Source organism: Micromonospora sp. NPDC047620 (assembly GCF_043205005.1).
Classification (GTDB): domain Bacteria; phylum Actinomycetota; class Actinomycetes; order Mycobacteriales; family Micromonosporaceae; genus Micromonospora.
In genome coordinates this window covers 1-1,029 of sequence record NZ_JBIDDG010000210.1, presented here as the reverse complement: position 1 = coordinate 1,029, position 1,029 = coordinate 1, and the positions used below count along the sequence as shown (strand labels likewise).

Annotated in this window: 1 protein-coding gene; it reads left to right on the top strand. The window is 66.8% G+C overall.

Going from position 1 to position 1,029, the window contains the following annotated elements; genetic code table 11:
- A partial coding sequence (locus ACGF5C_RS35325) for an alpha/beta fold hydrolase (protein ID WP_393308840.1) occupies window positions 1-1,029 on the top strand: 1,029 nt, incomplete at both ends.

Here is a 1,029-nt window from a genome sequence, read left to right as displayed (position 1 = left end):
GCAGGAATCGGATTACCGGGCTTCGTCACCGAAACGGCCCTGCAGGCACGGCTCGCCGCCGACTGTCTGGTGGGCGGTGACCCGAACTGGATGCGGCAGCTCAGCACGCGCAACACCGCCCGCGACATGGACGTGATCCGTGCGGCACTGGGCGAGGACCGCATCAGCTATTACGGCGTCTCTTATGGCACGTATCTGGGCGCGGTCTACTCGCAGTTGTTCCCCGGCCGATCCGACCGCATGGTGCTCGACAGTGCCATCGATCCGCAGCGCTACTGGCTCGGCTTGCAACAGGATTGGGGGCCGGCGGTGGAAGCGGCCTTCGACGACTGGGCCGGCTGGGTGGCGGCTCGCGATCGGCAGTACCACCTCGGCGATTCCGCGCCCGAGGTACGCAGGCGAGTCGAGGCTCTCATCGATCGTGCGGCGCGGTCGCCGATCGTGGTCGAGGGCTTCGGCTTCGACGATCATGTCCTGCCGAATCTGCTGTGGACGATGTTGCGGGATGCGCGATTGAACGAGGCGCTGGCGGCATCGGTGCGAGCCGTTGCCGACGCGGCGGAGGGCCGCGCGCCCGAGGTGCCCGCGCAGCTGCACCAGCAGATCGAGTACTACGAGCACGACGAAGATTCGGTGATGGTGCAGATCTGGTGTGCGGACGCACCGATGCCCGCCGATCCCGCGTGGTACTGGAATGCGATCGAGGCGGCTCGCCCGACCCAGCCGATCTTCGCCGCACTGGCTGACAACATCCAGCCCTGTGCCTTCTGGCCACCGCCGGTGGAACCGCCCACCGTGGTCGACAACGACGTGCCCGCACTGATCCTGTCCGCCACGGGCGACAACCGGACGCCCCATGCGCACTCACTGGCACTGCATCGGCAGATGTCGGGGTCTCGGTTGATCACCTTGGCCGACACCAGGATCCACATGGTGCTGCGTCCGGGTTTGAGCACCTGCATTCTCGACACGACCAACGGCTACTTCCGGGACGGAGACTTCCCGGAAGACGATCGCACCTGCCGGCCC